At 32.8% G+C, this 21,932-nt stretch carries 10 protein-coding genes; 4 read left to right on the top strand and 6 right to left on the bottom strand.

Going from position 1 to position 21,932, the window contains the following annotated elements; all coding sequences use genetic code 11:
• The 6 genes from VLC96_RS05070 to VLC96_RS05045 form a co-directional block, all read right to left on the bottom strand.
• Positions 1-1,862, bottom strand: a 1,862-nt coding sequence (locus VLC96_RS05070) for a SusC/RagA family TonB-linked outer membrane protein (protein ID WP_325261043.1), incomplete at its 3' end; no start/stop codon positions are given.
• 922 nt (positions 1,863-2,784) lie between these two features.
• Positions 2,785-4,254, bottom strand: a complete 1,470-nt coding sequence (locus VLC96_RS05065) for a right-handed parallel beta-helix repeat-containing protein (protein WP_325261042.1) — start codon at positions 4,252-4,254, stop codon at positions 2,785-2,787.
• A gap of 168 nt (positions 4,255-4,422) precedes the next feature.
• Complete coding sequence (locus VLC96_RS05060; protein WP_325261040.1) at positions 4,423-5,985, bottom strand: DUF4957 domain-containing protein; 1,563 nt, start codon at positions 5,983-5,985, stop codon at positions 4,423-4,425.
• 34 nt (positions 5,986-6,019) lie between these two features.
• Positions 6,020-7,834: a RagB/SusD family nutrient uptake outer membrane protein gene (locus tag VLC96_RS05055; RefSeq protein ID WP_325261038.1), complete on the bottom strand. Its 1,815-nt coding sequence runs from the start codon at positions 7,832-7,834 to the stop codon at positions 6,020-6,022.
• Positions 7,835-7,854: 20 nt separating this feature from the next.
• On the bottom strand, positions 7,855-11,091 hold the full coding sequence (locus VLC96_RS05050; RefSeq protein WP_325261036.1) for a SusC/RagA family TonB-linked outer membrane protein: 3,237 nt from the start codon (positions 11,089-11,091) through the stop codon (positions 7,855-7,857).
• 67 nt (positions 11,092-11,158) lie between these two features.
• The gene (locus tag VLC96_RS05045; protein ID WP_325261034.1) at positions 11,159-12,607 is read right to left on the bottom strand and encodes a glycoside hydrolase family 28 protein; all 1,449 of its coding nucleotides are present in this window, start codon (positions 12,605-12,607) and stop codon (positions 11,159-11,161) included.
• Between the two features lie 291 nt (positions 12,608-12,898).
• Here VLC96_RS05045 and VLC96_RS05040 point away from each other — a divergent pair, with 291 nt between their 5' ends.
• The 4 genes from VLC96_RS05040 (at position 12,899) to VLC96_RS05025 (ending at position 21,396) form a co-directional block, all read left to right on the top strand.
• Positions 12,899-13,924 (top strand): LacI family DNA-binding transcriptional regulator, encoded by a 1,026-nt coding sequence (locus VLC96_RS05040; RefSeq protein WP_325261033.1) that lies wholly within the window; start codon positions 12,899-12,901, stop codon positions 13,922-13,924.
• Positions 13,925-14,564: 640 nt separating this feature from the next.
• The gene (locus VLC96_RS05035; protein WP_325261032.1) at positions 14,565-17,879 is read left to right on the top strand and encodes a SusC/RagA family TonB-linked outer membrane protein; all 3,315 of its coding nucleotides are present in this window, start codon (positions 14,565-14,567) and stop codon (positions 17,877-17,879) included.
• 44 nt (positions 17,880-17,923) lie between these two features.
• Positions 17,924-19,723, top strand: a complete 1,800-nt coding sequence (locus tag VLC96_RS05030; protein ID WP_325261031.1) for a RagB/SusD family nutrient uptake outer membrane protein — start codon at positions 17,924-17,926, stop codon at positions 19,721-19,723.
• A 35-nt stretch (positions 19,724-19,758) separates the two neighbouring features.
• Entirely contained in the window at positions 19,759-21,396 is a 1,638-nt protein-coding gene (locus VLC96_RS05025) for a DUF5123 domain-containing protein (protein WP_325261030.1), read from the top strand.
• The last annotated feature ends 536 nt before the right edge of the window (positions 21,397-21,932 follow it).

The raw sequence follows: 21,932 nt of genomic DNA, 5'->3' as shown, positions 1-21,932 counted from the left end.
GATGCAGTAAGAAGGTATTTGTCTTTATATCCATAGTTTACACGTGCAGCGTATGAATTTAAAGTGTTTTTAGCATATCCTGAAGTTATTTGGTAACTGGTTTGAACTCCAGATCCCATATTGTTTGATCCAACATCAAATGGTTGATTGTTAGAATACATGTATTGGTTTTCATCAACATTTGAGTAGAAACTTTGTAACAAAAGTGCACTAACAGCATGGTCTTCATTGAAAGTGTGTTTTATGTCAATTTGGTTGTCCCAAGTGTAGTTGAAGTTTTGCAAATTTTTGACAGAAGCTGAATTTTTATTTGTCAATGTTACCCCAGCTTCTGTTTGAGCTCCATAAGCAGTACTGTTTACTCCATTAAAGATACCTGCAGCAAAAGTTGTTTTGAATGATAACCAGTTTAAGGCTTGGTATTGGAAATACACGTTACCAATTGTTTGCCAGCTTTTTTCAGTTTGCGAAGAATTATCAATTTCGAAGAAAGGATTCACTGTACTTGTTTTGTTAACGGCAAATGATCCATTAGGATAGGTCAATTTTCCTGGTTGCCAAAACATAGTGCCTATTATTTCTTTTCCGTTGGCATCAACTGCCCATGGAGACATAAGTGGGCTAAGTCTGAATGCGTTTGACATTGCAACGTCACTACCAAGTTCAGCCTCTACGCGGGCTATGGTTACATTGGCTCCAGTAGAAAATTTGTCATTTATTTTGTGGTTCAAACCTAATTTAAATGTGTATTTGTCCATAGAATCTTTGTCGATAAGACCTTTGTCATTTTGAATACCAAAAGCTAAATTATAGGCTAATCCATTGTCTCCTCGACCTGATAGGTTGATGTAATTGTTGGCTGTCATACCTGGTTTTAGTATAGCACCTTGCCAATCATAATTATATCCACTATTAGCTCTATCAAGCAATACCTGATTTTGATTTGGATTTCCCATTACTGCAGTTGCAAGTTGTGCTGGTGTCATTGTAGCAGGATTGGCATTTAGATAAGCAGCTTGGTGAAATGCCCACCATTCAGCTCCAGTCATCATTGTAGGTAATCTTACTGCAGTTTTAGTACCGTAAGAGCTTTCCAATGATACATTTATACCACTTTTTGCAGTTGTCCCACTTTTTGTTGCAATAATAATAACACCACTAGCACCTCTCGAACCGTAAATTGCGGCAGATGATGCATCTTTCAATACATCCATTCTAGCAATATCCTGTGGATTCAGAAAGTCGATATTATCGGTAGGTACTCCGTCTACAACATATAGAGGACCACTATTAGTACCACCATTAGTTTCATTTAACAAAGAGTTTTTACCTCTAATTACTACGTTGTATCCATCTCCAGAACGGCCAGTGCTTGAAGTAATTTGAACTCCAGGAGTACTTCCTTGGATCGCTTCTAATGGATTAATTGCATTTCTTTCTGTAATTGTTTCTGGTTTAATGGTACTGATAGCTCCTGTAACATCGGATTTTTTTACAGTCCCATATCCAACAACAACAACTTCTTTTAAGGTTTGTTCTTCAGAATTTAATTGAATGATTAAAGAGGTTTTTCCTGCTACAGAAATATTCTTTGTGGTGAAACTCACGAAGCTTGCTGTTAATACAGCGTTATCTGTAGTTAATTTTATACTGAATTTACCATCAAAATCAGTACTTGTCGAATTGCTAGTTCCTTTTTCAACGATGTTTACTCCTGGTAAGGATAGACCGGCTTCGTCTTTAACTATACCGGTTACGGTTGTGTTTTTTTGAGCATTCATCTCGCTCGTCATAAACAGACCAAATAAAAAGATTAAGGCATATAAATAGGGGATGCCTTTTTTAGGGGGTTGGTTTTTCATAAAATAATTGTTTTAGGTTGGTTGATTTTTTTTGTTAAGTTTTTTACTTTTTCATTTAGATTTAATTGTGTTTGGTTTTTGTTTTTTTTAATTAAGTATTGTTATTTTTTTTGTTAAATTTTTAATAATCTAAACTGTATTTTTAAAAGTAGGTATAATACAGAATGCAATCGATTACACAAACCTACATTATAATTCTTAGATAAACAAAAAAAAGTCTAAAAAAAAATAATTAGTTTAATAAAATAGCATAATTTTTAAAGTATTGATGTTTTATTCTTAATTTTATGGTTTGAGATATTACTAGATTTACTGATAAATGGACGAAATCGAGTGTTTTGTTATTGTGTAATCGATAACATTTTTGTTATTTAATTATTTTTTTATTATTTAAAACCCCTTATGAGATATTTTTATTTGTAATTTTTTAAAAAATCTTGTCAATTTAACAATTCGTATTAATGTGATTTTGACTATATGTTTCGTTTTTTATAATAACCGAAAAATCAGTAGTTTAGTAAAATGTTTAAGGTTGAGAAAAACTAGGTATGATTAAATTTTATTTTTTATAACAAAATTAACCGTACAAAATTATTGCTTTTGTTTACTTAATCCATAGAATTTTCTCTTGATGGATAGAATGACGCAATTGGAAAGTTATTTACTGAGGTTTTGTAAATTTTATTACCATTTGAACTTAGTAAAATGTGTTGGGAAAAGTGGGAGTTATAACAAACGGAATTGTTTTTTGACAAGACATAAATGTATACGTAAAAGCAAAAGGCTGCTAGAAATTCTAACAGCCCTTTTTTCAAAACAAAAAAAATGTAAAAAAAACAACATAGGAGATGATTATTAAAATCATCCCATATATTTTAATTTTATAATCTATAATTCAAAGAAGAAGTCTTTTACTATTGAATTAATATTCGAATGCTCCTAAATCGGGAGCAGTTCCTGTGTAAGGTAGACCAACGTTGATTCCTTTATCAATCATTGAGCTTGTTGAAATTAAATGGAAGAAATTAACATCAGGTAAACTACCATCAGGTTTTCTGGCTGCTAATAGCTCGGAGTAATCAATACTTTTAAAATCTTTTTCAGAAACAACAATACCATTTTGCCAACTATTATTGGTGGCATCAACAGTGGTTGCCAGGATTGCTCCATAAGCACCAAGAGTATTGCTATTTTTAATTGTTAATTTAGCCAACGGATTAGTGCTGCTGAAAGAATAATTCTTTCCATTTGAATAAGCTGAACAATTATAAATGGTTACTTCGCCTCTGTTGCTGTTATGATCAAATCCATCGGCTACGTTTCCAGCTGCAATACAATAAGTGTATTCAGCATTGTGTTTTAATAATTTGTTATCACTTCCTCCAGTTTTAAAACCATTTCCGTCTCCAGCTCCTTTGGTTCCATTTTTTAAATAGCCATTCTTTACAGCCCAACAATTCTGGTAGGTGGTTTTGATATTGTCAGTATCACGTAGATATCCGTCCCAACCATCATCTAAATTTTGCCATGCTCTACATCCTACGAACTTATTGCCAGAACCAGCATTTAGCTTGCAGGCAAAACCATCTGCATTTTCGAGGCTGGCGTCTGCATTATAAAAAGAGTCACAATTAAGAATAGTGTTATTTGAAGCACCATTATCAAGTTGTAATCCTGAATCAGAGCATTCAGAAAAAGTACAGAATTCAATGATATTATTACTGCCTTTTACTTCCATACCATTATCTCCAGCTTTGAAAATATCAATTCCTTTGATATGCCAATAATTTGCAGCTAAGACAATTCCTTGATTAGCCGAATTTTCAGTCATAGATGAAAAATCCAATTTTGGACGACTAGATCCTTCTTTGGCGATTAAATTTATAGGTTTATCCGAAGTTCCAGAAGTTGTAATAGTGATTTTGGAAGTCATTGCATAAGTTCCGCCATTCATTATAATATTTTCGCCTGGTTGAGCTTTGCTCAGTGCAGTAGCTAACTCAGTTGTATTCGTTACTTCATATATTGTTCCCGTTATGCCAAAATTTGAAATCGTAATTTGTTTTGTAGCGGTTACAGTTTTTCTATCATTTGCAGTTACAGTAATAGTAACAGTTCCATTTTTTAAGGCTTTGATAAGTCCGGTAGACGAAATTTCGGCGATTGAAGTATCAGAGCTGCTCCATGTAATTGATTTGTCATTAGCATTTGCCGGTAAAATCGTTGCTGTCATTTGACTATTGATTCCTGAGCTAATGTTGGCACCCGTTAAAGTAATGCTTTCGACATATACTTGTTGTGGTGTTATAATTTCATTGTCACTTTCATTATCACTTTGGCAAGAACACAAAAAGATGAGCAACAATGAACTGTAAAACATTTTTAAAACCATAATTTTATTTTTTTGTTATTGTTGAAGATTATTTTTAGGAATTAATTGACTAATTCTTTTGAAATAATTGGTTTGTAGTTTTTGGTCTTGGTTTTGGTTTTAATTAAAGAGGTTTGCAATTATTGCAAACCTCTTTTTGAATTTAATGTTATAACATTGGAATTTATTTTATTGTCTCCATAATGGATCTCCAATATTGTTATCTTTTAATGCTTGGTTACCAATAGTAAAGATACCATTAGCAGCATCTGTAAATTGTGGGTTTAATGCAGTTCCTGCTGTGTCAAATATTGTACCTGCGCTTGCACCTTTAGTTTGTAAATTTGGCGAATTAAAATAATTGTTATTTTTAAAAGTTGGAGTTGAAGTTGTAGCTTCCTTACTAAAAATTCCACCTATATTTGAAAACAATGTATTTTTAACGTCTATCACATTAGAAGCAAAACGTACATATAAAATTCTACCAGTAATTGGCATTGATGGATTGTTGATAGTGCAAGCATCAATTAAAACATTGTTTGTTAATCCAGTACCGCTCAATGTTCCAGCAGTATTATCCATACGGATAAAATCTCTTACTGTTGTGTTATTAAAAGTACTGTTTTTAAGAGTAAGTTGACCTACGTATGAACCTCTAAAATCAATACAATCAGACGATGCTGTTAGTATATTAGTAACAACTGAATTTTCTACCAATATAGAATTAATTTTAGCAAGTTTTAGAGCTGCTGCTGTAATGAACGATTTGGCATAGTCATGGATTTTACAACCACTAATTAAAAGAGCGTCATAAGTAGCACTTTCTTCGTTATATGTAATAGCTGATGCATCTTTCAATCCTGTTCCATCTAGATCTAAATCAATCAAACTTAGATTAGCAGTTCCGCTATTAAGCACAAATCTAACGTTTAATTTTGGTTTGCTATAGCTTCTTAATCCTCTTAAAGTAATTGATTTAGCTAAAGTAATTGTTCCAATTTGATTTGTAGCAGTATATGAACCAGGTTCTAAAACTAGTGTTGCACCAGAATTAGCCTCAGCAATCATTTGCATTAAGTCATCGGTTGTTTTAACTAGAATTCCATTACCAATGTCGATACCTGAGGTAAAAGTTTTTGTACCTCTCACTTTTGTATTATTGAATAAAGTTGCTGTGTAGGATGTTTCAGGTGTTAATCCTGTTACTGTAGCGAAACCTGCTGCTTTTTCTTCAGCAGTAATTACGTGTGTAATATCACCAGGAGTAACAACTATTTGAGTAACAACGCTATTAGCTGGCCATCTCAAAGTCACTTGTTTAGCTAGAATCTCTTCAGGAGCAACAGCATAGAAAATTTGTTCTGATAATGTAGTTGCTGTTACAACAGACCATTTAGATTCCTCTAATCCAGAAGCTATTGCTTTTACTCTGATAGAATAAACTGTTTCTCCTGCTAATGCTACTTGAATTGGCAATTGAGATGCAGTTACTTCAATAGTCTTCTCAATAGTTGTAAATTCAGGATCATCTGCACTGAATTCTACTATGTATTTTTCGGTGCTTTCTCTTGTTGTCCAGTTTAGCTCAACAGTTGTTTGGTTTCTCACTTTAGCGGTAAGTCCAATTGGTGAAAACTCTCTGGTATTTCCTAATTCATCTAATAGCGGTTCATTAAAACTATCACAGCTAGAAAAAGCTAGTACTAATAATAATGTGGCTATTAATCCTTTTAATATATGTTTTATTTTCATAAATATTATAACTTAAAATTTATAATTAATTCTCTTAATTAGTATAACCATAATCGTTAAACAATTGTCCATTGCTTCTATCAATAAACACTTTCCAAATTGGCCAAAATTGTTTTGCATCTGGATCACCCATGAATAAGAAATTACTTTTGTCTTTAGCTGCATTGTCTTTATTAGGCCATACCCATGTAATTTTTTCGTAACCTGCACCTGGATCAGTAGTTTCACCTTTGTTTAAACCATAACAATCAAGGATTGTGCTTGGATATTTACCGGCTACATCATCTTTATATTTGAAATATACAGTTGTTGGTACATCAGCATATTCACCTGTACGATCTCTTAAGTTTTGCAATTTAGCCTTAGCTTCAGCCATGCTTTTTCCTAATAAATTCCAACGAATAAGATTTTGTTTACGTTCCATTTCTCCAGTAAACTCATATTTATTTTCGTCTACAATAGCGTTAAACATTGCTTCTTTGCTCGTTAATCCACTAATATACGCATCTACTTTTGCAGATTGATCTGCTGCAGAAAACGCTCTTGCACGTACTTGTTTCAAATAAGGTGCTGCTGCTGCAGGGCCTTCTAATTCATTGGCAGCTTCAGCTGCAATTAAAAGAACTTCAGCATAACGCATGTAAATTTTATTTACCCCATCATCATTTGTTGAAGTAACAAAACGATTCATCCATTCATAACGATATTTTCCAAAGTACCAAGTATCGATTGCGCCTAACTCTTGTTTTGCTACACCATTAACTGGTTTACTCCATTTATAAGGTACGCAAGTAACATCTCTACGAGTATCTGCTTTGTCATAATCATAGAATACGAAAGGAAGTGGTCCTGCTGTTCCACCGCGATTAGCTCCATTACCGTGGTATTGATCACTATCTGTGTGGCGTACTGCAAATGTAAATAGCATTCTTCCTCTACCATCTCCGAAAGGAATTTCCCATAGAGATTCTCCTCCTGCAGCTAAATTTTCTTGATTGTATTTTTTCCAGAATCCTTCAAATGTTGGTTCCAAACGCGCTTTTCCACTTGCAATTACTGAACGAGATTCGTCTAGAGCTAATTTGTACATTTTTTCAACAGAAAGTTCAGGATCTGTGCTTCTGTGAATTCCGTCAGGATATTGTTGGTATCCAGCTGCAGCCATTGCTATACGAGCACGAAATGCTTTTACAAAAGCTTTATTAATTCTTTCTACGCTACTTGTAGCTGCTGTTTCATTTGGCCATGGAACTAATGTTTCTGCTTCTGCCAAATCTTTAAGAAGTTGTTTGTAAACTTCTGCACGAGGTGATTTTGGTAAATAAAGCGTTGATGTGCTAATTGGTTCAAAACGAAACGGCACATCTCCCCAAGTTTTAACTAAATCAGCATAATATATTGCACGTAATGTTAATGCCTCACCTAATAAATATCCTAGAGGAGTTCCAGGTTTTGGGTCACCATAAGTACGTAATCCGCGAATACTTAAATTAGCACGCTCGATACCTTGATACATCATAGCCCAAACGTTATTATCTGTATTCATTTGGTCATTTGTCGATGTCGCTGTGTAATTTGTTAGAGCAGATTTATCGTCTATAGTCGTTGCAGCATTAAACCACTCTGTATCAGTATTTAACCCGTAGTAAGGAAGGTAACGTCCTCTGTACGAGTTTGTTTCTCCAAATGGTACTTTGATTCCGTCAATAGCTCCTTCAGCTAATGTTGGATCCGAAAAAATAACTGATTCTTCTAGTGTTGATTTTGCAGGTGCATCTAAGTAATCATCTTGGCAAGATGTAAATAGACTAGCTAAAACTAATCCTGCTAATATTATTGAATGTCTCATCTTTTGATATTTTGTTTTAATTAAAAATTAAGGTTCAGACCAAAAATCAATTGTCTGCTACGAGGATATGCTGAATAATCAACACCTGGTGTAAGAGGAGTATCTCTTTTTGTAGAAACCTCTGGATCAGGACCTGAGTAGTTTGTCCAAACATAAACGTTAGTTGCTGTAAGGTAAAATCTCAATTTATTAATTCCTAATTTAGAATTGAAGAATTCTGGAGCTGTATAACCTAATGTAAGGGTGTTAAGTCTCAAGAATGATCCATCTTCAACAGCCCAGTCACTGAAAACATATTGTTTCATGTATGGTGACCACATTGTTGTATTTGCATTTAATGCTGCTAATTCAGTAGGGTCAGTAACTAACTCTCCTGTATCTGGATTAAGATTTGTCCATCTTTTTCCGTCAGCCATTTCAGAACTTAAATTTCTGTATTGTCCATTGTTTGATGAAGCAGTTGCGAATTCTACTTTATTAGCGTTATAAATTTCATTACCTACGCTCCAGTCAAACGCTGCAGAGAAATCAAAACCATAAGCATTAGCATTAATTACCATACCTCCAGTGTGTTTTGCATTTGCATTTCCGATAACTGTTTGGTCATTTGCAGTGATTTTGTTATCTCCATCAAGATCCACCAATTTCATTGTACCTGGTTGTATTGTACCTAAAACACCTGAACCATCTGCAACTCCAGATTTTAAAGTGTATTTATTTGTTGTTGCGTTATAATCAAAGTCTGCTACTTCATAACGACCTGCATTTTTGTATCCGTACATTTCACCCATTGAGTGACCAGTTCTAACCAAATAATCATTTCCAATAGCAGAAGATGCCCAGTTTGTGTTCCATCCAAAGTCGCTCATTTCTCCAAGAGAATTGATTTTGTTTTTGTTTATACCAACATTAAATGAAAAGTTCAAACCGTAATCTTTATTTTGAATTGCTGCAACATTTAATGTAGCCTCAAGCCCTGTGTTTTGAGTTTCACCCATGTTTCTGTATTGAGAAGTATAACCAGTTCCAGACACTGGGAAAGCAATCAAAAGATCTTGAGTTAAGTTTTTGTAAACATCAAAACTACCACTAATACGACCTTTGAAAAAGTCATAATCAAGACCAACGTTACGTGTTACAGTAGTTTCCCATTTTAAGTCAGGATTAGCTAAATATTTAGATGGAGCCCAATAGTCATTAACACCATTTATCCAACCAAGCCCACCTGTTGGTGATTCATAAGCTTGAGTAGTTTGACCTGTTGGAATATTGTTGTTTCCAGCTTCACCATAACTAGCTCTAATTTTAAGAGCACTAATCCATGAAACGTCTTTTAAGAAACTTTCTTCAGAAATTTTCCAAGCTGCTGCTACTGCTGGGAAATATCCCCATTGATTGTTACCCATGAATTTACTAGAACCATCCGCACGGAAAGTACCAGTCAATAAATATTTATCTTTATAGTCGTAATTTAAACGTCCAAAAAACGAAAGTAATTTATCATCTGGGCTATAAAAATTCTGTGTAGAAAATGGAGTACCAAGTGTTGTTAACTTTCTTGCACTATCAAAGTCGAAAGTATTAGGGAAACCGTGCATTGTTGAAGTTGTAGTGTATGACTCATTGTTGATCATCTCTTGTCCAATCAATGCTGTTAAACCATGATCTGAATTTTTACCTAATAGTTTTTTGAAATCGTAGTTTAAAGTATTTGCATTTCTAAATCTACTTTCATTTCTGTCAGACATAATAAGTGCTGGCATACCTTGTTCTTCAGAAGCAGGAGCATTTTTTACATAATAAGTTGATCTTCCGTAAAAGCGATAGTCATTAGTTGTATAATGATCTAAACCAAATTCTGATTTAAAAGTTAAATTAGTAGCTAATTTCCAAGCAAAACTACCTAACATATTAAAGTTTTGTTTTAATTGTAGACGATCATTGTCAGCAATATTTACGAAGGGATTTACAAGATAACCTGATAGAGCTTCATCAGTATCATCTGTAGTTACACCTGGCAATGGGATTGGAGAATAACCGACACTGTTTCTTAAACGTGAATCAGATGCAGATTTTTCATTTTTGTCATTAACTCCACCACCATTTACTTCTGTATTAGAATAACGTACTGTGAATGAAAGATCAATTTTATCAGTCGCTTTGTTGTTTAATGATAATGAAAGGTTGTCTCTTTTGAAATCTGAACCAAGCATAATAGCTTTTTCATCATAATGAGCGTAATTGAAGTTATAGTTCAGTTTTTCAGTACCACCGCGGATTCCTAAATCACGGCTTTGTACTTCACCTGTGCGTCCATAAATTTGTTTTTGCCAATCATTACCTTTTATACCATTATAAATGTCACGATCTTTCCAAGAACCAAATGACTCTTCGTATGAAGGAATATCTTTAGACATTGCAGCATATTCATATTGCCATTTCACATAATCTTCAGTTCCTAGAACATCAATATCATTTGCCATTTTTTTCTGACCATAGAATGAGTTGAAACTTACAGATATTTTACCGTCTTTACCTTTTTTGGTAGTAACGATAATAACACCGTTTGCACCTCTAGAACCATAAATAGCAGTAGATGAAGCATCTTTTAATACAGTAAGATTTTCAATATCAGAAGGGGCAATGTCGCTTATGCTGTTTACTGGGAAACCATCAACAATTATTAATGGAGAACTATCTTGTGTTAAAGATCCACCTCCACGAATTCTAATTTTAATATCTGAATCTGGAGAACCTTCTGAAGATGTTACTTGGACCCCCGCAATACGACCAGTCAAAGCTTGTGCAACGTTTGCAACTGGTACTTTTTTAAGATCACTTCCAGACATAGTGGAAATTGCACCAGTTAAATCTTTTTTCTTAACTGTTCCATATCCAACAACTACAACTTCATTTAATGTGTTAGCTTCTTCTTGTAAAGTTATGTCAAGTTTTGTTCTACCTGAGGCAGAAGTTTCTTTTGTTTTAAATCCAACAAATGAAAAAACTAGTGTAGCAGATTTTGGATTCTGTAATTTAAATTTGTAGTGACCGTCAAAATCGGTTTGAGTGCTGTTTTGAGTACCTTTTTCTAAGATATTTACTCCAGGTAATGTTAATCCTGCAGCATCTTTTACTGTACCTTCTAATGTAGCATTTTGCGAAAATATTTTATTGCTCGCCAGAAATACTACTAAAAGTGTGATAACAAAATAGTTTGTTACTCCTTTTTTTAAGAGTGAATTGATATTCATCATAAAATTTGGGGTTTAATAATTAATTGGTATTTAATTTGTTTTTTTTTAATGTTGTTTTTTTTACTTTTTATTCTTTCATTTTTATTTCATTGATATAGGTTTTTATTAATTTGAGATTTTTTACGTTTTCTATTGAATAGTTTTGTTTAACTTTTTTAATTTTTACATTTTTAAAAGTTATGTTTTTGATAGGAGACTCTTTATATCCTTTAGCTAATATGCTATATTGACCTCCATTCTCTACTTTTATATTTTCGAGATAAATATTTTCTATGCGTGGGATAAATGTTCCGTTTTGGTTTCCATGTACATTATAAAACATGTCAACTTTCAATACAGCTTCTTTCACTTGACCTATTTCTGTATTTCGTACATAAAAATTTTCTATAAGTGCACCTCTTTTAGAGTTGGTTTTTAGTCGGATAGCCACTTCAAGATTTGGGCTGTTCATTTTGCAATTCTCAACAAATACATTACTAACACCTCCCGATATTTCACTTCCTATAGTTACTCCGCCATGTCCATCAAACATGGTGCAATTTTGAACTATGATGTTTTCACTTTTCATTGCCACCCTTCTTCCATCAGCATCACGACCGGATTTTATCGCTATACAATCATCTCCAGTATTAAATGTGCAATTTTTAATAATTACATTTTTTGAATATTCAGGATCACAACCATCATTATTTGGTCCATGACTATTAATAGTGACACCATCAACAATTAAATTCTCTGATTTGATAGGATGAATTACCCAAAATGGTGCATTAACTATGGTTACATCTTGTATTAATACATTTTTGCATTCAAAAAATTCTACAAAGTTGGGTCTTAGGTAATGACCATCTCCAAAAACTCTTTCAGAAACCGGAACGTTGTTTTCGGCCATTTCTACTAATTGGACTCTATTGAGAGGATCTTGCTGCGAAGGTGTTCCTTTTTTCCAACCATACATTTCGCTACTGCACCAAGGCCACCAGTTTTCTCTACTAGCCTGACCGTTTAAAGTTCCTTTTCCAGTTATTGCCACATTTTTTTTATTGTAGGCATATATTAAAGGAGAGTAATTCATTAATTCGGTTCCTTCAAATGAAGTATGTACTAATGGGTAATAATCTTTTGGGTTTGTACTGAAAAGAATTTCTGCATCTTTATCTAAATGGAAATTTACGTTGTCTTGTAAATGTATTGCTCTTGAGAAAAATTTTCCTTTTGGTACTACTACTGTTCCTCCTCCGTTCTTACTACACTCCTGGATTGCTTTTGTTATAGCTTCAGTATTATCAAATGTTGAATTTGATTGCGCGCCATATTCAAGGATATTATAAATTTTATTTGGAAAAGTAGGCTGTTTAACAGAATTTACGATAACTTGCATTTTTTTCCATTGCTCTTTTGATGACGTGTTTTCTTGTGAAAAAACGGAAGCCCCAATCAATAAGTTACAAGCAATCAAAAAGATAACTTTTTTGATTGTAGTATTCAAATCTAAATATGTTGTAGATGGTTTCATAATTGATAGATTGTTTGGGCAAATGCAATATGTAATCGATTACACAAACTTACATATTATTAGTATATAAATAAAAGAAAGATGAAAAAATAGGTAATTTTTAGGTAATCTGTTACTTTTTTTGGTAAATTGTTGTATTTTAATACTGTTTTATGAAATAGCATTGCTTTTAATTTTGAGTATTAGTTAAAATGACTATAATTAATTAATTTTTATGTAATCGATAACATTAATTGCCTAATAATATTTTTTATCTATTTTTACTAAAAATTTTTTAACTATAATTCTGAAATGGATCAAAAAACTACAATTTATGATATTGCTAAAAGACTCGATATAACTGCGGCTACCGTTTCGAGAGCTTTGAATAATAATCCTAAGATTAGCGAAGTAACCCGACAATTGGTTTTTGAGACCGCCGCTAAAATGAATTACAAGCAAAACAGATTAGCACAGTCTCTGCGTAGTGGGAGAAGTAATAATGTAGGTGTTATTGTTCCTCGTATTGATAGTAACTTTTTTGCTTCCGTTATTAGAGGTATAGAAGAAGAGTTGCACCCAAAAGGATATCATGTAATTATATGCCAGACTCACGAAGATGAAGCCAGACAAATGGAAAATATTACTACTTTATTAAATGCGCAAGTAGATGGTATATTGATGTCGGTTTCTGATGTTTCTGAAGAAAATGACTATGTGATGAAAAATGTGGTTGACAAAAATGTGCCTTTAATCTTTTTTGATAGAAAGAAAAAAATGGAAGGCGTGAGTTCGGTTACCATTAATGACTTTGAAGGTGGCTATCTCGCTACAATGAATTTGATAGAGCAGGGTTGTAAGCGTATTGCGCACTTAACTGGTGATCTTTCGTTGGAAATATTTGAAAACAGAAATAATGGTTATCGAAAAGCGTTACTAGACAGTGGCTTGGAATGGAATGATGAATATGTTTTTCAAACCAAGAGTAATGTTGAAGCTGGACGTAAAGCTGTCGAAAGACTGTTGGCATTAGATACTCCGCCAGATGGGATTTTTTCTTCAAGTGATTTTGCTGCTTTAGGTGCTATTCAGGAACTAAAAGAACGTGGCGTTAAAATTCCTGAAGAGTTTTGTGTTTTTGGTTTCGGTAATGAGCCTTTTACTTTTTTTATGGAATTGTCGATTTCTTCTGTTGATCAGTCTCCGCTTGAAATGGGAAAAATGGCTGCCAAAGTCTTTATTGAACAAATTAATAATACAGATAAAGTGAAGATTGAAAAGAAGGTTGTTTTAACACCTCAATTGCATATTCGAAAATCTTCTACAAGGACTAAATAATTATTGCTTAAAATTCTAAATTATAAGAGAAACTGCTGGAAATTTCAGCAGTTTTTTTTATACAATTAATTGTTAATTTAACAGTAATATTCTTTTTAATTAAAAACATAAATTTTTCTAATTTTGTTAAATATTTATTTTTTAACTTTTTCAAATAAATAAATTTGTTTGATTAGCAACTTGTTAGTCTTTTTGATTTTTTTTAGTGGTTTTGCAATTACATTATTTTTTATCATAATTAATTGTATATCTTCAAATATTTCACTTTTTTATTATCAAATTTTCTTTTTTATATGTTTTTTTATTTTTTAATCAAAAATATTTATTTAATTTTGTGCAATCGATTACATATATTAAGATTTTTTTAACATTATCATTGGTTCTTTTGGTTCCAAAAATATGTATTTCTCTTTTGTTTTTTTAATAGTTAAGAATGATTGAAAAGTCGAATAAAATAAACTACTCTAAGATTTTCTCACGCTTTCAAAATCACTTTGAATGAATGAGAATTTTATTGAATAATGACATTAAAAAAAATACTAATAACCAAAATTAATTTTATCAGATGAAAAAAAACTAACCATGACAGCCACAAAAAAAAACAAAAATCTAAATCAAATTAACCAATTAAATGTATGCTATGATTGTTAAAAGTGTATTTAAAAAAAGCAAAAGAATAAGTTTTGTCTTGATGCTTTTGATGTCCTTATTGACCAGTAATATAATAAGCGCCCAAAATGCGAAGTCAATAAGTGGTGTTGTAAAGGATGAATTAGGTATGCCACTACCTGGAGTTAACATTGCTGAAAAAGGCACTAAAAATTCCGCAAGTTCAGATTTTGATGGAAAATTTACTATAAAAGTAAGTGGAAACAATGCTGTACTATTGTTTAGTTTCATTGGTTACGAATCGAAATCCGTTAATGCGGCTGGAAAAACGACTTTAAATGTTTCGCTTAATCCAAGTGCAGAATCACTTAGTGAGGTAAAGATCGTTTCTTATGGTTATGGAACTATCAAAAAGGAAAACTTAACGGGTTCTGTTGCTTCGATTTCTGCCAAAGAATTATCTAAAGTTCCAGTTTCGAATGTGACAGAAGCTTTAGCAGGTAGACTTGCCGGTGTTAGTGTTCAATCGGTTGATGGTGCTCCAGGTGGAGATATAGTAATCCGCGTTAGAGGAGGAGGGTCTATTACTCAGGATAATTCACCTTTGTATATTGTTGATGGATTTGTTGTAAGCAACCTTAATGATATACCTCCCGGAGATATCACTAGTATTGACGTATTGAAAGATGCAGCAACTACCGCAATTTATGGTGCTCAAGGTGCAAATGGTGTAGTAGTTGTTACTACTAAAAAACCAAAAGCAGGCAGAACAACTGTAACATATAACAATTATGTTCAGATTAGTACAATGCCGCAAGAAAGAAAATATGAAGTATTATCTCCTTATGAATTTGCAACCATGCAGTATGAAACGGCTAAAATGTCAACTACTTCTAGTGCTAATACAGCTCTTGATAATTTTGAAAAATATTATGGAAAGTTTGATGATTTGGAACTGTATAAATATAAAAAAGCTAATGACTGGCAAGATGATGTTTTAGGTAATAGTGTTGTTTCCTATTACAATAATTTAAGTATTTCCGGTGGAAGCGAGTCTACTTCGTTCTTAATTAGTTATTCGGCAAATAATGATGGTGGTCTGCTGTTAGGCTCTGGTCAGAAAAGAGATGTAATCAATTTTAAATTAACACATGACATTACAAAAAAATTAAAACTTGATTTAAATTCAAGGATTGCCAATAGAGTGGTTAATGGTGCTGGAACATCTGGTAGTTCTCAAATAAAAATTAAAGATTTAATCACAAAAAGACCAACGAATGGTATTGCTGATGAATTGGATATGAGCGGAGGCGGTGGTGCTTCTACTGATGACGATTATGAACAATTTTTGACAACATTTATAGATCCAGTTGAATTGGTAAAACAAGACTGGAGAAAAAAATCTCTTAGAACATACAGTTATAGCGCAGGATTGACCTGGAATATTGATAATCATTTTACAGCGAAATCTATTTTAGCAAATGAAAGGTCTTTTGGCGAAAACCTTAGGTTTTATGGACCACTAACCGGTGAATCAAAAAATAATGGAAATAGTCTTCCGTTAGGTGTTAAAAGTGACATTGAAGCATTCTCTTACCGTTTTACTAATACATTAAATTATGATTTCAAAAATATTGGTAAACATGCTTTGAACCTTTTAGTAGGACAGGAAATTCGTTCAAAAGGCAGTAAAAGTCAAGAGGTTAGAGCTGAAGATTTTAGAGCTTCAATTACGCCGGCTGAATTGTTTGCTAATATGAATTTAGGAACTACAGCGTATCAAAAAACTTATGAAGATACAGACGAAAATATGTCATCATTTTTTGGTAGAGCAGACTATTCTTTTAATGATAGATACTTATTTACTGCAACTATACGTCGCGATGCTTCAAGTAAATTTCAGGGATCAAATGCGGTTGGTGTATTTCCAGCATTTTCAGCAGGATGGAAAATTTCTAGTGAATCTTTTATGAAAGAATCTAAAGTTTTTGATGAATTGAAACTAAGAATAGGTTATGGAGAAACTGGAAATGATCGAATTCCTGCCAATTCAACTATATTAATTTTTAAATCAGATATTCCTAATGGTCCTGGTTTTGGTAACAATACAGAAAATGTGTATTATACTCCTGATGGAACAGTTTTATTTAATCCTGATTTGAAATGGGAAACTACTATCAATAGAAACATTGGTTTAGATTTCAGACTTTTCAAATCAGTAATCAATGGAAGTATTGATGTTTATAAAAATACTACTGAAGATTTATTATTAAAATCTACAATACCGTTGGTTTCAGGTTTTGCTGAAAAATGGGATAATATAGGTAATACAACAAACCAAGGTATTGAAGCAGCTTTAAACGCTAATATCATCAATAAAAAAGATTATTCTTTATCCATCAATTTTAATTTTGGAATAAATAAATCAAAAATTGATAAACTAGATGGAACTAATGATCGTTATTTTCAATCTAATTGGGCAAGTACTGATTTAAAAGAGCAAAACGATTATTATATTGCTGTAGGTCAAAGTATCGGTCAGATTGTTGGGTACTCTAATGCAGGAATGTATAGTGTTGATGATTTCGAACAGGTAACTCCAACAACATACAAATTAAAGTCTGGTGTACCAGATGCAAGTAGTCTTCTAAACGCTACTGTTAAACCAGGATCTATGAAAATAGCTGATTCAAATGGTGATGGTGTTATTGATGAGAAAGATGCTCACGTTATTGGAAATGCATTGGCAAAAGCACAAGGAGGTTTTGGCTTGTCAGGAACTTATAAAGCATTTGATATCTCAGCTTTCTTTAACTGGTCATATGGAGGAGATGTTTACAATACTGGAAAAGTTGATTACAACCAATTGTATCGTACAACTTATGGGAATATGTTAAATACGATGAATTCTGCTAATAGGTTTACTTACATTGATATGGATGGTACTTATACCGGTACCCCAGGTGAAGTGGTGACTGATTTAGCTCAATTGGGTGAAATGAACAAAGGAAAAACAATGTGGAGTGGTAATACTTCATTTGGAGGTTCCAGAGCTGTTCTTACAGATTGGGCTATAGAAGATGCGTCATTCATAAGATTAAATAATTTAACTATCGGTTATACATTACCAGTTAAAGAATTCAAAAAGCCTATATTCTCTAGTTTACGTCTTTATGTTACAGGAAGTAACTTAGCGTTGTGGACTAAATATTCAGGTTATGATCCAGATGTAAATACAAGTAGAAATAGTGATTCTGGTGGTTTCTCAGGATTGACTCCAGGCTTAGATTATTCATCTTATCCTAGAAGTAGAACCTTTACTTTTGGTGTAAATGTTACGTTTTAATCACGATGCTTAGAAAAAAAAATAATAACATAAAATACATTACGATGAAAATCATAAATAAATTATTAATCTTATTGTTGGCATTCTCATTGAATGGTTGTTCGGACTTTTTAGAACCAGATTCTTTGTCAACTTTCGACACAGAGCATATTTTTTCCAATGTTGATGATGCTAGAAAAGCTACAAATGCTATTTATACTCAATTTTCTACCGATGGATTTACTACAAGATTGTCAACTAATATGCAAGCCAATACTGATATTGAAGTGCATGGATCTGATCCTGCTTTAAGTCATAGTAAACCTAATATAGAAATCGAGATGCTTACGCCAGTATCTAGTAATTCAGATATTCAAAAAGCGTGGGATTCTGGTTATAAGGCTATCAGAGATTGTAATATTGTAATTGACGGAATTAAAAATAGTGGAAATTTAGAGTCTTCTGATCCATCAATTAGAGCTAATATGTATCAATTTTTGGGTGAAGCTTATACTATTCGTGCTTATTGGTATAGTATGCTTATCGCTAGTTTTGGAGATATTCCTTTTTCTATTCAAGCTCCACGTTCAGACGTAGAATTTAATCTTGCTAAAACAGACAGAAATGTAATTCTTTCAGCTGTTATTAAAGATATGATTGATGTTGAAGACAAAATGAAATGGGCAGACGAGTTGCCGTATGGTATTGAGCAAGTAAGTAGAGAATTTACTATGGGTATGATCGCTAGAATAGCATTGCAAAGAGGCGGATATTTCTTGAAACCAGATATGACAATGGATAGAAAAAGCGATTTTTTAGATTATTATACTATTGCTAGAGATTATACAAAAAAATTGATAGCATTGAAAGACAGAGAGCTTCCAATGGATTTTGCGCAAATTTTTAAAAATGAAACTCAATTTGTTGTGGCAAAAAATAGTGATGTTTTATTTGAAATTCCATTTGCAAAAGGTGAAGGAGATATTGGATATAACGTAGGAATCCAAGTTGCTCAAGGTAAAAGCCCTGTTGGGTATACTACAGGAGGTTATGCTATTCCAGCTTCTTATTATTATTCATTTGATCCAAAAGATATTAGAAGAGATGTCACTTGTGGTTTATACAAAAGAGATGCTAATTATGAAACTCAGATCGTTGGGATAAATGCATTTGCTCAAGGAAAATGGAGCAGAGAGTTTATTACTCCAGCTCCTGGACCAACAACAACAAAGGGAACAGGTATCAACTTCCCATTAATGAGATATTCTGATGTTTTATTAATGAATGCTGAAGCCGAAAATGAACTTAACGGTCCAACTGCTGCTGCTAAAGAATCATTGTCAAGAGTAAGAAGAAGAGCCTTTAGTTCTGATGATTGGTCTACAAAAGTTGAGCAATATGTGGCAAATGTTTCTGCAAGTAAGCAAACATTTTTTGATGCTATAGTTAATGAAAGAGCATGGGAATTTGGTGGAGAATTTATCCGTAGATTCGAATTAATCAGATGGGGAAATTACAGTGCGGTAATTGCAAAAACAGTTGCTGATTTAAAAAAATTAGGTGACGAAGGCGCTGATCTCAATGCAATAAGACCAGATTATGTATACTGGAAAAGAAATCCAGATGGGACACTGAAAATCTATAGTACCGATACAAGAGCAATTCCTATTGATGCTACCAGCTGGACAAGATCACCATGGCTAAGTGGACTAAAAAGTACTTCGGGTGTTGATGGATATGCCAATTTTATTTCTTGGTATTGGATAAATTATAAAGATCCTGTAAGATACATAATGCCTATTCCGGAAAGTGCAATAACTGCCAGTCAAGGTGTATTGAAAAATGATGGCTACGGCTATAATTAATTTTTTAATTCTATTTACCAATTAAATTTTAAAATATGAAAAAATTATATAGAATTCTCCTTGTATTGATAGGCATGCTATTCTTTTATTCTTGTAGTGAGGATGAGAATGTTGTTCAAGAAACAAGGCTTTTTAGACCTGTATTAAACAATCCTTTATCGGCACATAATAATACAATTGCTATTGACATGGCCAAAATGACTAAAGCAGTTTCTTATAAAGTTGAAATTAGTCGTGATGAAGCTTTTGCTAAAATTATTGGAACTTTAGAAACTCCAAATAACAAAATTGTTATTACAGATTTGTTGTGGAATACAAAATATTATATTCGTGCTACAGCATTAGCAGCAACACCAGAATTAAACAGTAAAGTCTCAGATCTAGGAAATGTTACAACCGAGAGATTCCCTTCGATTATGCAAGTTCCAACGGAAAGTGACGTTACTGATATTTCCGCAAAAGCTAAATGGCTAAATGGTGCTGGTTCAGGCGATCCAATTACTCAAGTTAAAGTTTTTACAATTGAGGATGAAGCATTGACAACTCCTTTGGCTACTTTTCCAGTATCTTCTCAAGAGCAACTTGCAGGTGCAAAAGTGGTTACTGGATTAAAACCTTCAACTGCTTATCAAATTGCAATTTATAGTGAAGAAGTAATAAGAGGCTGGAATACATTTATTACAAAAGAACCGTTACCAACAGGTGCTGATGTGGTAGATTTAAGAGGAATCGTTCCAACTGCTACTACATTATTTGATGCTTTAACAAATGCTCCTGCTGGAGCTACCATTATCCTTGATGGAGATGCAACTTATCCAATAGGATCCACTGATTATTTATTTAATAAATCACTAACAATAAAAAGTGGATATGCGCTTAATAATACTACTGGAGCGATAATAGATAACACTGCAACTAGTAATTCATTGGAATTGGCTAATAATGTAAATATTGATAAGATTGTTTTTGAGGGAATCTCATTTGTAGGTGACGCATCATTAGCAAGATATGTTTTTAGAGGTACTAAGGCAATTACAAGCAGTGTCGGAGAATTGAAATTTTTGAATTGTAAAATGACTAATTATCGAGACATAATTCGTACTGGAACTCAGTGGACGAGTGGAACAATAGCTCAGTTTATAATGGATGGTTGTGTAGTTACAAATGTTGGTTCAAATGCTGCTGTAATTGTTGATGGAGGGGCAAATAACCCATTCCCAAATCTTGTATTTCAAAACTCTACTTTTTCTAAAGTACAAAAATTAGTAAATAATAAAAGTACTTCAAACTCCGTATCTTTAACTATTTCAGATTGTACATTTGCTGAAACACCACCTAATGCGGGCGCTTTGCTTAGCTATGGTTCAACAACGAATATTACAAATCCTATTGTTATTAATAACACAATTTTTGGAGGCGCAGCAGTAAATGTTGCTTATTCGTTTATTACTTCTGGTCATTTGAAATCAACGACTATCACAAGTAATAATACTTATGTGACTAATGATATTGTGTTTACCCCACCAACAAGTTCAACTCCGTTACCTGCTTTTACAGTTTATCCTGGATCTACAACTAAGTTATGGATTGACCCATTCAATGGGAATTTCAATTTCAAAGATTCGGCTTTTCCTGGCACTAAAACATGTGGCGACCCACGTTGGAGAAAATAAAATAGATAGATCATTTTAGATTAAAAGGGTGTAAAAACATAGTTTTTTACACCCTTTTTGATTTTTATCATGTGAACTCAATTCACTCGTGTTTCTTTTATATAGATTTTAATCGGTTCTGCTCATAATATCGAATCATTGTATTGCAATTAAGGTCATTAGTTATCCATTAACAATACCCGTAAAATACCGTAAAAATTACCGTGAAAATACCTAATCAAAATAAGTTTTTTTAGTTCTATCTTTATACTATTCCTTTTAAATCCAATTATTGCTTATTTTATGTATTTGATTTACAATCTATTGTGAATTACTTAATCAATAAGTAGTATAAAAGAAATAACTTTTACTTCCCCCCGGACTACACAGTAAACAGGAAATTCTTCTCCATATTATAGAAAGCTTATATCTAAGCTATAAATAATTAAGGGTGTCAGGTTATTTACATAATTCTCTCTCCAACATTGTCTTTAGATTCAAGTAATCTTTACTACCAAAAAATTAATTTAAAAAAATTCTAAAATGGCAGCAGAAAA

The sequence above is a fragment of the Flavobacterium sp. genome, assembly GCF_035456085.1.
Taxonomy (GTDB): Bacteria; Bacteroidota; Bacteroidia; order Flavobacteriales; family Flavobacteriaceae; genus Flavobacterium.
This window is presented reverse-complemented; position numbering and strand designations above follow the sequence as displayed.

Coding starts and splice junctions, on each gene's coding strand:
- VLC96_RS05060 (WP_325261040.1), bottom strand. CDS start 5,985: ATGAAAATAAAACATATATTAAAAGGATTAATAGCCACATTATTATTA.
- VLC96_RS05030 (WP_325261031.1), top strand. CDS start 17,924: ATGAAAATCATAAATAAATTATTAATCTTATTGTTGGCATTCTCATTG.
- VLC96_RS05065 (WP_325261042.1), bottom strand. CDS start 4,254: ATGGTTTTAAAAATGTTTTACAGTTCATTGTTGCTCATCTTTTTGTGT.
- VLC96_RS05025 (WP_325261030.1), top strand. CDS start 19,759: ATGAAAAAATTATATAGAATTCTCCTTGTATTGATAGGCATGCTATTC.
- VLC96_RS05045 (WP_325261034.1), bottom strand. CDS start 12,607: ATGAAACCATCTACAACATATTTAGATTTGAATACTACAATCAAAAAA.
- VLC96_RS05050 (WP_325261036.1), bottom strand. CDS start 11,091: ATGATGAATATCAATTCACTCTTAAAAAAAGGAGTAACAAACTATTTT.
- VLC96_RS05055 (WP_325261038.1), bottom strand. CDS start 7,834: ATGAGACATTCAATAATATTAGCAGGATTAGTTTTAGCTAGTCTATTT.
- VLC96_RS05040 (WP_325261033.1), top strand. CDS start 12,899: ATGGATCAAAAAACTACAATTTATGATATTGCTAAAAGACTCGATATA.
- VLC96_RS05035 (WP_325261032.1), top strand. CDS start 14,565: ATGATTGTTAAAAGTGTATTTAAAAAAAGCAAAAGAATAAGTTTTGTC.